Source organism: Agrobacterium sp., from assembly GCF_059499945.1.
The window spans coordinates 19,339-31,638 of the sequence record NZ_JCABZP010000014.1 but is presented as its reverse complement, the minus strand read 5'-3'; the positions used below and the strand labels follow the sequence as shown (position 1 = coordinate 31,638).

At 60.7% G+C, this 12,300-nt stretch carries 10 protein-coding genes; 9 read left to right on the top strand and 1 reads right to left on the bottom strand.

The window, feature by feature from the left end:
* Positions 1-3 precede the first annotated feature (3 nt).
* From rimP to AC5I5B_RS11825, 9 genes are all read left to right on the top strand, one after another.
* Entirely contained in the window at positions 4-600 is a 597-nt protein-coding gene (rimP, locus tag AC5I5B_RS11865; RefSeq protein WP_111791706.1) for a ribosome maturation factor RimP, read from the top strand.
* 64 nt (positions 601-664) lie between these two features.
* The gene (gene nusA, locus AC5I5B_RS11860; protein ID WP_003507172.1) at positions 665-2,281 is read left to right on the top strand and encodes a transcription termination factor NusA; all 1,617 of its coding nucleotides are present in this window, start codon (positions 665-667) and stop codon (positions 2,279-2,281) included.
* On the top strand, positions 2,278-2,979 hold the full coding sequence (locus AC5I5B_RS11855) for an RNA-binding protein (protein ID WP_003507171.1): 702 nt from the start codon (positions 2,278-2,280) through the stop codon (positions 2,977-2,979). The genes nusA and AC5I5B_RS11855 overlap by 4 nt, the downstream gene beginning before the upstream one ends.
* 102 nt (positions 2,980-3,081) lie before the next feature.
* Entirely contained in the window at positions 3,082-5,829 is a 2,748-nt protein-coding gene (infB, locus tag AC5I5B_RS11850; protein ID WP_111833797.1) for a translation initiation factor IF-2, read from the top strand.
* A 75-nt stretch (positions 5,830-5,904) separates the two neighbouring features.
* Positions 5,905-6,321, top strand: a complete 417-nt coding sequence (gene rbfA, locus AC5I5B_RS11845; RefSeq protein WP_003507167.1) for a 30S ribosome-binding factor RbfA — start codon at positions 5,905-5,907, stop codon at positions 6,319-6,321.
* Between the two features lie 3 nt (positions 6,322-6,324).
* On the top strand, positions 6,325-7,272 hold the full coding sequence (gene truB / locus AC5I5B_RS11840; protein WP_003507165.1) for a tRNA pseudouridine(55) synthase TruB: 948 nt from the start codon (positions 6,325-6,327) through the stop codon (positions 7,270-7,272).
* A gap of 163 nt (positions 7,273-7,435) precedes the next feature.
* Positions 7,436-7,705: a 30S ribosomal protein S15 gene (rpsO, locus tag AC5I5B_RS11835; protein WP_003492949.1), complete on the top strand. Its 270-nt coding sequence runs from the start codon at positions 7,436-7,438 to the stop codon at positions 7,703-7,705.
* A gap of 279 nt (positions 7,706-7,984) precedes the next feature.
* Complete coding sequence (pnp, locus tag AC5I5B_RS11830; RefSeq protein ID WP_111781444.1) at positions 7,985-10,132, top strand: polyribonucleotide nucleotidyltransferase; 2,148 nt, start codon at positions 7,985-7,987, stop codon at positions 10,130-10,132.
* Positions 10,133-10,207: 75 nt separating this feature from the next.
* On the top strand, positions 10,208-11,224 hold the full coding sequence (locus tag AC5I5B_RS11825; protein ID WP_020812795.1) for a class I SAM-dependent methyltransferase: 1,017 nt from the start codon (positions 10,208-10,210) through the stop codon (positions 11,222-11,224).
* 17 nt (positions 11,225-11,241) lie between these two features.
* On the opposite strand, the gene AC5I5B_RS11820 is transcribed toward AC5I5B_RS11825, so the two are convergent.
* Positions 11,242-12,186, bottom strand: a complete 945-nt coding sequence (locus tag AC5I5B_RS11820; protein ID WP_003507159.1) for an AEC family transporter — start codon at positions 12,184-12,186, stop codon at positions 11,242-11,244.
* Positions 12,187-12,300: the final 114 nt, after the last annotated feature.

Genomic DNA, 12,300 nt, shown 5'->3' with positions numbered 1-12,300 from the left:
CAGATGGCAGAGACCGCACAAGAACCGCGACTGATTACCGAAACAGGCATCGACCAGCGCATTGCCGAGATCATCGAACCTGTTCTGACGGGCATGGGCTATCTTCTGGTGCGCGTGCGGCTCTCCAACCAGAACGGCATGACGCTGCAAGTGATGGCCGAGCGCGAAGACGGAACCATGACCGTTCAGGACTGCGAAGCCATTTCGATGGCGATTTCACCGGTTCTTGATGTGGAAGATCCGGTCGATAAAGCGTATCATCTCGAAGTTTCCTCGCCCGGCATCGACCGGCCGATGGTTCGCAAATCGGATTTCACCCGCTGGCAGGGCCATCTGGTGAAGGTCGAGACCTCCATTCTGGTCGAGAACCGCAAGCGGTTTCGCGGCAAGATCGTTGAGGTTAATGCTGACGGCTTCAAGCTGGAACGCGACCAGATCGCCTACGGCGAAGAGCCGACAGTCATCATTCCGTTCAGCGCGCTTTCCGATGCGAAGCTCATTCTGACGGACGACCTTATTCGTGATGCGCTGCGGGCAGACAAGGCCGCCAAGGCCGCCGCCGCAAACCAGAACGACGAAAACGAAGCAGACGAAGACTAATTCCAACGTAAAGCCCGAAAAAACGGGCGATCAACGCAATTATGCGACTTACGGAGATAGAAAAATGGCAGTGAGTGCTAACCGGCTTGAGCTTCTGCAGATCGCCGATGCTGTGGCGCGCGAAAAGGTCATCGACCGCGAAATCGTGCTTGCCGCAATGGCCGACGCTATCCAGAAAGCCGCCCGCTCGCGCTATGGTTCGGAAACCAACATCCGCGCCGACATCAACTCCAAGACCGGCGAAATCCGCCTGCAGCGTCTTCTCGAAGTTGTCGAAGCGGCCGAGGACTATTCGACCCAGATCCCGCTTGAGTTGGCCCGCGACCGCAATCCGGACGCCAAGCTCGGCGACTTCATCGCCGACCCGCTGCCGCCGATGGATTTTGGCCGTATCGCCGCCCAGTCCGCCAAGCAGGTGATTGTGCAGAAGGTGCGCGAAGCCGAGCGTGACCGCCAGTATGACGAATTCAAGGACCGTATCGGCGAAATCGTCAACGGCACCGTCAAGCGCGTCGAATATGGCAATGTCATCGTCGATCTCGGCCGTGGCGAAGGCATCATCCGTCGTGACGAGATGATCCCGCGTGAAAACATGCGTTACGGCGATCGCGTGCGCGCTTACGTTTACGACGTTCGCCGCGAACAGCGCGGCCCGCAGATTTTCCTGTCGCGTACCCATCCGCAGTTCATGGTGAAGCTGTTCACCATGGAAGTTCCTGAGATCTACGACGGCATCATCCAGATCAAGTCGGTTGCCCGTGACCCCGGTTCGCGCGCCAAGATCGCCGTCATTTCGAACGACTCGTCGATCGATCCCGTCGGCGCCTGCGTCGGTATGCGCGGTTCGCGCGTTCAGGCCGTCGTCGGCGAACTCCAGGGCGAAAAGATCGACATCATTCCGTGGAGCCAGGAGCCGGCATCCTTCATCGTCAACGCCCTGCAGCCGGCAGAAGTCGCCAAGGTCGTTCTGGATGAAGAGTCCGAGCGCATCGAAGTGGTTGTTCCGGATGAGCAGCTGTCGCTCGCCATCGGCCGCCGTGGCCAGAACGTGCGTCTGGCATCGCAGCTGACCGGCTGGGATATCGACATCATGACCGAGCAGGAAGAATCCGAGCGCCGTCAGAAGGAATTCAACGAGCGTACGGCCCTCTTCATGGAAGCCCTCGATGTCGACGAAATGGTCGGTCAGGTTCTGGCTTCGGAAGGCTTCGCGCAGGTTGAAGAACTGGCCTATGTCGATCTCGACGAAATTTCGTCGATCGACGGCTTCGACGAAGACACCGCCGATGAAATCCAGACCCGCGCCCGCGAATATCTGGAGCGCCTGGAAGCCGAAATGGACGCCAAGCGCAAGGAACTCGGCGTTTCCGACGAACTGCGCCAGATCGACGGCCTGACCTCGCAGATGATGGTCGCCCTCGGTGAAGAAGGCATCAAGACCATCGAGGACTTTGCCGGCTGTGCCGCAGACGACCTGGTCGGCTGGAGCGAGCGCAAGGACGGCGAGACGAAGAAGTTCGAAGGCATCTTCTCCAAGCTCGACGTTTCGCGCGTCGAAGCCGAGAACATGGTGGTGCAGGCCCGCCTTCTGGCAGGCTGGATCACCGCCGAAGAGCTCGCTTCTGAAGAGGAAGCCGATGCGGAAGCTGCCGAGGAGGCGGATACCGCCGAACAGGAATGACATCGCAGGCGCATGAGCCGGACGAGCTGCCCGAAACGGATGACGACGGGCGGCTCAAAGGCGACGTCAATGGACGTATGTGCATTGTGACACGGCAAAGCGGATCGCCGGATGAGCTGATCCGCTTCGTCGCAGGCCCGGACGGCAGCGTCGTGCCGGATCTGAAACGCCAATTGCCGGGGCGCGGTTGCTGGGTAACACCCGAGCGCGCCCTGATCGAGAAGGCCATCGCGAAGAAGCTCTTCGCGCGGGCGCTCAAACGTGACGTCAAGGCCGGACCCGAGCTTCTTGCTATTCTCGACCGGCTGATGGCGCAGCATGTGGCTGGTATGATGAACATGGCGCGCAAGGCGGGCCAGTTCATCAGTGGCGCGACGAAGGTCGATGCCGCCGTCCGGTCCGGGAACGCGATCGCCGTATTCCACGCGACCGATGCTGCGGCCGATGGCGTGAGAAAACTGGACCAGGCCCGCAAGGCCTGGGCGCTCGGCAGCGATGCCGGCAATGAAATTCCGTCCTTCCGGCTCTTTAGCGAAGCCGAAATGGACGAGTTGATGGGCCAGAATGCTTTTATCCATGCCTGCGCGCTTGCAGGGCAGGCGGGTGAAGGTGTAGTGAAGCGCGCAACGATGCTTGAGCAGTACCGCCTTGGCGGTCGATCTCAGGCGGAACGCGACGCTGCCCGGACAGAACAATGACGCGGTTGCCCGACATGAACGGTCGCCGCGTTCCGATGCAGCAATTGAACGACGAGACCTGATGAACGTCATCCGGTTCTCGTCCGAAGGAACGGGAACGGAATGACCGACAACAACGACGACAAGACACTCAATGCGCCGGCCAAGAAGACTCTTACCCTGAAACCGGGCGGGATGAATCAGGGCACCGTGCGGCAGGACATGGGTCGAGGTCGCACAAACGCGGTTGTCGTGGAAACACGCAAGCGCCGCCCCCTGCGTCCCGAAGACGAGAAGCCGGTTCAGCCTGTTGCGGCAGCACCAAGGCCGGTGGTAGCAGCCCCTGCGCCTTCGGCACCGCGTCCGCAGGCTCCCCAGCAGCGTATTCACCAGCCAAGCGGCCAGCAGCAGCGTCCGGGCTCTTCCCAGTCGCAGCAGCGTCCAGGCTCGTCCGCACCCCAGCAGCGCCAGCCTGACCGACCGCGCGGCAATGTTCTGCACGACCTTTCAGCAGGCGAGATGGAAGCCCGTCGCCGCGCGCTGATGGAAGCGCAGGCTCGTGACGTGGTGGAAGCCAAGCAGCGCGCGGAAGATGAAGCGCGCCGCAAGGTCGAGGAAGAACAGCGCATCGCAGCCGAAAAGGAAGAGGCGGCACGCCGCGCCGTCGAAGAGGCAGCGGCTGCAAAGGTGGCTGCAAGCCAGCCTGCCACTGAAGCAAAATCCGAACCGGCCGATGAAACGCCGGCTGCGGCCGCAGCACCTGCGCCACGAGCCGACGCCCGTCCTCAGCCTGCAGCCGCCGCTCCCCGTTCTGCTCCTGCCACGCCTGACGCCGTCGCTCCGCGCGGACGTCGTACCGGTGGTGACGACGAGGACGATCGTAGCGCGCGCCGCGGTAGCAGCCTTCCGGCTCGCGGCAAGGTCGCGGCTCCGGTTCCGGCCAAGCCCGCTGCCCGCCTGAAGACGGAAGAAGAACGCCGTCGCGGCAAGCTGACCGTTACCTCGTCCAATCTGGATGAAGACGGAACGCCGCGTGGCCGTTCCATGGCATCCATGCGCCGCCGCCAGGAAAAATTCCGCCGCAGCCAGATGCAGGAAACCCGTGAAAAGGTCATGCGCGAAGTGATCCTGCCTGAGACCATTACCATTCAGGAACTGTCGCAGCGCATGTCCGAACGCGCCGTCGACGTCATCAAGTTCCTGATGAAGGAAGGCCAGATGATGAAGCCGGGCGACGTGATCGACGCCGATCTGGCGGAACTGATCGCGGTCGAATTCGGCCATACCGTCAAGCGCGTTTCCGAATCCGACGTTGAAGAAGGTATCTTCAACCAGGCCGACGACGCAGGCGAGATGGTTTCCCGTCCGCCGGTCGTGACGATCATGGGTCACGTCGACCACGGCAAAACCTCGCTGCTCGACGCCATTCGTCAGGCAAACGTGGTCGCTGGCGAAGCCGGTGGCATCACCCAGCATATCGGCGCCTACCAGGTCGAAAAGAACGGTCAGAAGATCACCTTCATCGACACTCCCGGCCACGCCGCCTTTACGGCCATGCGTGCCCGTGGCGCGCAGGCAACCGACATTGCAGTGCTGGTTGTCGCCGCTGATGACAGTGTGATGCCGCAGACGATCGAGTCCATCAACCATGCCAAGGCTGCCGGTGTTCCGATCGTCGTTGCGATCAACAAGATCGACAAGCACGAGGCAAACCCGGAAAAGGTGCGCCAGCAGCTGTTGCAACACGAAGTTTTCGTGGAATCGATGGGTGGTGAAGTTCTTGATGTCGAAGTTTCGGCCAAGAACAAGCTCAACCTCGACAAGCTGCTCGAGGCGATCCTGCTTCAGGCCGAAATCCTCGATCTGAAGGCGGATCCGAACCGCACCGCAGAAGGCACGGTCATCGAGGCCGAGCTGGACCGTGGACGCGGTGCCGTTGCGACCGTTCTCGTGCAGAAGGGCACACTGAAGCCCGGCCAGATCATCGTTGCCGGCGACCAGTGGGGCCGTGTGCGCGCACTCGTCAACGACAAGGGCGAACACGTCAAGGAAGCCGGTCCGGCAATGCCGGTCGAGATTCTCGGCCTTTCCGGCACGCCTTCGGCCGGTGACCGTTTCGCGGTCGTCGAAAACGAAAGCCGCGCCCGCGAGATTTCCGAGTACCGCCAGCGTCTGGCCCGCGACAAGGCTGTCGCCCGTCAGACCGGCCAGCGCGGTTCGCTGGAACAGATGATGAGCCAGTTGCAGACTTCGGGATTGAAGGAATTCCCGCTGGTCATCAAGGCGGACGTGCAGGGTTCGGTCGAAGCCATTATCGCTTCGCTCGACAAGCTCGGCACAGACGAAGTCCGCGCTCGTGTCGTTCACTCTGGTGCTGGTGCCATCACGGAATCGGATATCTCGCTTGCCGAGGCATCGAACGCCGCGATCATCGGCTTCAACGTTCGCGCCAACGCACAGGCACGTACGGCGTCCGAACGCGCCGGTATCGAAATCCGCTACTACAACATCATCTACGATCTGGTGGATGACGTGAAGGCGGCGATGTCAGGTCTGCTTTCGCCGGAACGTCGCGAGACCTTCCTCGGCAATGCCGAAATTCTCGAGGTGTTTAACATCACCAAGGTCGGCAAGGTCGCGGGTTGCCGCGTCGTCGAGGGCAAGGTGGAACGTGGTGCGGGTGTGCGTCTGGTGCGCGACAACGTCGTTATCCACGAAGGCAAGCTCAAGACCCTCAAGCGCTTCAAGGACGAAGTCAACGAAGTGCCTGTTGGTCAGGAGTGCGGTATGGCATTCGAAAACTACGAAGACATCCGCGCCGGCGACACCATCGAGTGCTTCCGCGTCGAACACATCACGAGAACGCTCTAAGCGTTCTCGCCGCAAAACAGGAATTTACTGTCGGGCGCCGGCTTACCGGCGCTCGCTCCGTTTGAGGCATAACCAATGGCAAAAGCTACATCATCGGCCCCTTCGCAACGCATGCTGCGTGTTGGCGAACAGGTGCGCGCCGCCCTGACCCAGATTCTCCAGCGCGGTGAAGTCCGCGACGATCTGATCGAAGGCACCGTCATTTCCATCTCGGAAGTGCGCATGTCGCCCGATCTGAAGATCGCGACCGCCTATGTGACGCCGCTTGGCGTTGCCGATCACACCGACATCATCACGGCGCTCAACCGCCATGCCAAGTTCATGCGCGGCCGCCTCGGCCCGCAGCTGCGGCAGATGAAATACATGCCGGAACTGCGTTTCCGCGACGATACGAGTTTCGACAATTACCAGAAGATCGACGCCCTTCTGCGCTCGCCCGAAGTGCAGCGCGATCTTGGACCTTCAAACGAAAAAGACGACGAACAGAACTGAAGCATGTCCAAACCACGCAAACAGCAGAACCGCAAACCCAAGGGCCGCCCGATTTCCGGTTGGCTCATCCTCGACAAACCGCTCGATTTCGGCTCCACCGAGGCCGTTTCCAAGATCAAGTGGCTGTTCAATGCCCAGAAGGCGGGCCATGCCGGCACGCTCGATCCGCTCGCTTCCGGCATGCTGCCGATCGCGCTTGGCGACGCTACCAAAACCGTGCCTTACGTCATGGACGGCCGGAAAATCTACGAATTTACCGTCACCTGGGGTGAGCAGCGCACGACCGACGATCTGGAAGGCGAGGTGCTCGATTCCTCCGAGCAGCGCCCGGACGAACAGGCGATCCGCGATATTCTGCCCAACTATACCGGCGTGATCCTGCAGACGCCGCCGCAATTTTCGGCCATCAAGATCGCTGGCGAGCGCGCCTATGATCTGGCGCGCGAAGGCGAAACGGTGGAAATCCCCGCACGCGAGGTCGAAATCCATCGCCTGACGCTGCTTGCCTGCCCGGACGCCAATACGGCCCATTTCGAAGTGGAATGCGGCAAGGGCACCTATGTGCGGGCGCTGGCGCGCGATATGGGCCGCGATCTCGGCTGTTTCGGCCATATTTCGGAACTGCGCCGCACCATGGTCGCTCCCTTCGGCGAAGACATGATGGTGCCGCTCGAAACCCTGACGGCACTGGAGGCCGTGGAGGACCGCGACGAACGGCTGGAGGCGCTGGACGCCTTCCTGATCGATACGGCCGAGGCGCTTTCCGCCCTTCCCCGCCTCATCATCAACGACGACCAGGCGCACCGGCTGAAGATGGGCAACCCCATCCTGCTTCGCGGGCGTGATGCACCGGCCAACCATCCGGAAGCCTATGCCACCGCGCATGGCAAGCTTGTCGCTATCGGCGAGATCGGTGAAGGCGAGTTCCGGCCGAAGCGGGTTTTCGGCTGAGCCGGGCAGCGCGGGCAGGAATCAATCGCCTCTTTCCATCGCACCCGGAATAGTTTATAGGCAGCGCCAGCTTGGGCTTTGCCTATGCTGCTGAATGGCCTGAGCTGGACGACATCCCGGCTCAAGGCGTCCCATTTTTCCTTAAAACAGAAAGGATCGTCCGATGTCGATTACTGCAGAGCGCAAAGCCGCCCTCATCAAGGAATATGCCACGAAGGAAGGTGACACCGGTTCTCCGGAAGTTCAGGTCGCTATCCTGACCGAGCGGATCAACAACCTGACCGGTCACTTCAAGGACCACAAGAAGGACAACCACTCCCGTCGTGGCCTTCTGACGCTGGTTTCGAGCCGTCGTTCGCTTCTCGACTATCTGAAGAAGAAGGACGAAGCCCGTTACAGCAAGCTGATCGGTGCTCTCGGCATTCGCCGCTAATAACTTCTCCGGCGGGTTTCGCAACGATGCCCGCCGGTTTTTATATCCGGCCTTTCAAAGGCTATATGAATTTCCGGGCGTTTGCCGCAGATGTGGCCCCCGGACGATAAGGTAGACCCGGATGGGCCGGTGTCGCCTTTTCAACCGCAGACCTGTCATGGGGCAGGATTGCCGGATGCTTGCTTGTCGAAAGCCTCCCGCTGTCTTGCCCGTGATTGAGTCACCGCGTTGCCACCGCCGGCACGATGCTGGAGCGGCAGCCACAACCAAGGACAAGATATGTTCAATCAACACTCCGTGGAAATCGAATGGGCAGGCCGCCCGCTGAAGCTCGAGACCGGCAAGGTTGCCCGTCAGGCTGACGGCGCCGTCATCGCAACCTACGGCGAGACGATGGTTCTCGCGACAGTGGTTTCCGCAAAGTCTCCGAAGCCCGGCCAGGACTTCTTCCCGCTGACCGTCAACTACCAGGAAAAGACCTACGCGGCCGGCAAGATCCCCGGCGGCTACTTCAAGCGCGAAGGCCGTCCGAGCGAAAACGAAACTCTCGTTTCCCGCCTGATCGACCGTCCGATCCGCCCGCTCTTCCCGGAAGGCTACAAGAACGACACGCAGGTTGTCGTCACCGTCATCCAGCACGATCTGGAAAACAACCCGGACGTTCTGTCGATGGTTGCGGCTTCCGCAGCGCTTACGCTCTCTGGCGTTCCCTTCATGGGCCCGGTTGGCGGCGCGCGCGTTGGCTACATCAACGGTGAGTATGTTCTTAACCCGCATCTGGACGAAATGGACGAGTCTGTTCTCGACCTCGTCGTTGCCGGTACGCAGGACGCTGTTTTGATGGTTGAGTCCGAGGCCAAGGAACTCAACGAAGAAATCATGCTCGGCGCCGTCATGTTCGGTCATCGCGGCTTCCAGCCGGTTATCGACGCGATCATCAAGCTCGCCGAAGTTGCCGCCAAGGAACCACGCGAATTCGAACCGGAAGACTTCTCCGCGCTCGAAAACGAAATGCTGGCGCTCGCCGAAGCCGAACTGCGCGACGCCTACAAGATCACTGAAAAGGCTGCGCGTTACGCCGCCGTCGACGCCGTGAAGGCGAAGGTCAAGGCGCACTTCCTGCCGGAAGAAGGCGAAGCGAAGTACACGCCGGAAGAAATCGGCGCTGTCTTCAAGCACCTTCAGGCGAAGATCGTTCGCTGGAACGTTCTCGACACCAAGAGCCGCATCGACGGCCGCGACCTGTCGACCGTTCGTCCGATCGTTTCGGAAGTCGGCCTGCTGCCGCGTACCCACGGTTCGGCGCTGTTCACCCGCGGTGAAACCCAGGCGATCGTCGTTGCGACGCTCGGCACCGGCGAAGACGAACAGTATGTCGATAGCCTCACCGGCATGTACAAGGAACGCTTCCTGCTGCATTACAACTTCCCGCCCTACTCGGTCGGTGAAACAGGTCGCATGGGCTCCCCGGGCCGTCGCGAAATCGGTCACGGCAAGCTCGCATGGCGCGCTATCCGTCCGATGCTGCCGACTGCGGAACAGTTCCCCTATACGCTGCGCGTCGTTTCCGAAATCACCGAGTCCAACGGCTCCTCGTCGATGGCAACGGTCTGCGGCACCTCGCTTGCACTGATGGACGCCGGCGTTCCGCTGGCAAAGCCGGTTGCCGGTATCGCCATGGGCCTGATCCTCGAGGGCGAGCGCTTTGCGGTCCTCTCCGACATCCTGGGTGACGAAGATCACCTCGGCGACATGGACTTCAAGGTCGCCGGCACCGCCGACGGCATCACCTCGCTGCAGATGGACATCAAGATCGCCGGTATCACCGAAGAGATCATGAAGATCGCTCTGGAGCAGGCACAGGGTGGCCGCAAGCACATCCTCGGTGAAATGGCCAACGCCATCACCGAAAGCCGCGGCCAGCTCGGCGAATTCGCACCGCGCATCGAAGTGATGAACATTCCGGTCGACAAGATCCGTGAAGTCATCGGTTCCGGCGGCAAGGTCATTCGCGAAATCGTCGAAAAGACCGGCGCGAAGATCAACATCGAAGACGACGGCACCGTCAAGATCGCCTCTTCTTCCGGCAAGGAAATCGAAGCGGCCCGCAAGTGGATCCACTCGATCGTTGCGGAACCGGAAGTCGGCCAGATCTACGAAGGCACTGTTGTCAAGACCGCTGACTTCGGCGCTTTCGTCAACTTCTTCGGCGCCCGTGACGGCCTCGTTCACATCTCGCAGCTCGCTTCCGAGCGTGTCGCCAAGACCTCCGACGTCGTCAAGGAAGGCGACAAGGTCTGGGTCAAGCTGATGGGCTTCGACGAGCGTGGCAAGGTTCGCCTGTCCATGAAGGTTGTCGACCAGGCCACCGGCCAGGAAATCGCTGCCGACAAGAAGAAGGAAGACGGCGAAGCCGCTGCCGAATAAGGCAGCGCCGCCAGACCCTATCGAGGCGCGGGTTTTGCCCGCGCCTTTTTTCTATTCTACCTTGAGGATGCTCCCATGAGCCGTGACGCTGTGAAAACCCTTTTCCACCCCTTTGCCTCGGAAATGCTTCCTATGCCGAAAGAGGGCGAGCGCGTTCTGTTTCTGGGAGCTGAGGCCGGTCCGCGCCTTGATGGTTTCGACGCCGAGATCGTCGCGGTTCAACATCTCCGGCCGCTCTACCGGGCCTTGCAGGCTCAGGGCGCAGAAGTCACCCCGGATGTTTCGGGCGAGGACTACGATGCGGCGCTTTTGCTGTGCGGCAAGCACCGTGGCGAAAACGAAAACCGCGTCGCCGAAGCACTTTCGCGCGTGAAGGCCGGCGGCCTGATCGTCGCGGCCGGATCGAAGGAAGACGGTATCGTGACACTGCGCAAGACGCTGGCGAAGCTTGGCATCGAGGCGGAATCGACACCGAAATATCACGGCGTCGCCCTCTGGTTCAAACGTCCGGACGATATTGCATCTGCCGTGTCGAAACTCGCCCAGAAACCGGCGACGGTGGAAGGCCGTTTCACCGCCCTGCCCGGCATGTTCTCGCATGACCGCGTGGATGATGGCTCAGAACTGCTCGCATCGCGCCTGCCGACCGATTTTGACGGCAACGCCGCCGATTTCGGCGCGGGCTGGGGTTATCTCTCAGTCATGCTGGCCGAGAAATCGCCGCGCACGGCCCGTATCGATCTGTTTGAAGCAGACTGGAACGCGCTGGAATTTGCAAAGACCAATCTTCTCGAAAACAATCCGCGACTGACGGCGCGTTTCTTCTGGCAGGATCTGGCAAACGAGCCGCCGAAGGAAAAATACGACCTTATCATCATGAACCCGCCTTTCCATGCGGCGGGACAGGCAGCAGAACCTGCCCTCGGTCAGGCCTTCATCAAGGCTGCCGCCGGCGCACTACGCAGCGGCGGCAAGCTGCTGATGGTCGCCAATCGCGGCATGCCCTACGAGCCAGTGCTCGCGGCTGAGTTTCGCACCAGCACTGAAGTGTGCCGCAACGCCCGCTTCAAGATTCTGAGCGCCCAGAAGTAATCAACGCAGCAGAATAATCAGCTCAACAGCCATGCCCATAGCGACACGGAAAGAACACCGGTCGCTGTGGAAATGCTGATGGTGGAGGCGGCAACGCTGTGGCCGATGCCGAAGCGGTTGGCGATAAGCCAGGCATTCACCCCAGTCGGCACCGACGAGGTAAGCACGAGCGCCGCGGTCCATTCCCGGCTAAGACCGAGCGCATGACCCATTGCCCAAACGCAGGCGGGCAGCAGCAGCAGCTTGAACACCGTCATGGTGACGGCAATGCCCATATTGCCGCGGATGGTGTATTTGGTCAGCGCCATGCCGAGCGAAATAAGCGCCGCCGGCCCCGCCATGGACGCGATCTGATCAACCACGGTTTTCAGAATGGGCGTCAGCGCTACACCGGAAACATTGGTCGAAAGCCCGATGACAAGCCCAATCACCAGCGGATTGGTAATGAGATTGCGGCCTACCTGCTTGAACACCGCAGCCATGCTGCGCTTTTCACCGCCGACCGCCTTATGAGTAGCATTTTCCATCAGGATCGTGCCGGCGATCATCATCACAGGCAGATGGATGGCGAGCAGGATGGAGAGAGCGACCAGCCCCTCATCCCCCACGGACCGCCCGACCAGCGGTAGGCCGATGAAGATATTGTTCGCAAAGGCCGAGGAAATGCCGGCAATGACGGCGATGCGGACATCCTGCTTGAAGACATAACGGGTGACGATATGCCCAACCGTCCAGGTGACGGCTACGCCGGCGAAATAGGTGATCCACAGTCGGAAAGGCGAAGCACCGTGAAAATTCGCTTCGGCAAGCGTGCGGAAGATCAAGGTCGGCACAGCAATCTTGAACACAAAGTCGCTGAGGATATCGCCGGCATCGGCCCTGAACAGACCGGCCTTGACGGTGAGCCAACCGATCAGGATGAGAATGAAAATCGGGGCGACATTCGCGGCAACGGCAGACATGGAGGGAAAGCTTTCGCGGCTTTTGCGGGGAGATACTCCGCTTTAGAGCCTTTTCAGCGGGAATGGAATCACGAATACGCTTTCGCTCCGCGTTTTCGTCCGATGAGGTATGCC